This window comes from Escherichia sp. 94.0001, from assembly GCF_013369155.2.
Taxonomy (GTDB): domain Bacteria; phylum Pseudomonadota; class Gammaproteobacteria; order Enterobacterales; family Enterobacteriaceae; genus Escherichia; species Escherichia coli_F.
On record NZ_JABWMS020000289.1, the window covers coordinates 1 to 295 of the forward strand.

Annotated in this window: 1 protein-coding gene; it reads right to left on the reverse strand. The window is 56.9% G+C overall.

Annotated features, from left to right (window positions below):
* Positions 1 to 295: TipJ family phage tail tip protein (gpJ, locus tag HEN33_RS25770; protein WP_183083565.1), on the reverse strand; the 295-nt coding region annotated here is incomplete at both ends.

Sequence of the window (295 nt, forward strand, 5' to 3'; positions counted from 1 at the left end):
TTTCGGTGTATGACGACCAGAGCGTTTTGTTCTGCAGCTGGTCTGTGGTGCTGTCCGGCGTCATCCTGCGCATCCGGATATTAAACGGGCGCGGCGGCAGGTTATCCACCACCACCGAGGCCAGATACTGCGAGGTGGTTTTGCCCTTAATGGTGATGTCTTTTTCCGTCACCCAGCCACCGTTACGCTGTATCTGAACCAGCAGGCGGACTTCCGACGGATTCCGGTCCCCCTTTGAAGTGGTTTCCACCAGTGCCTGCACACCGAAGGTAAAGCGCAGACGGTCGATGTTTGC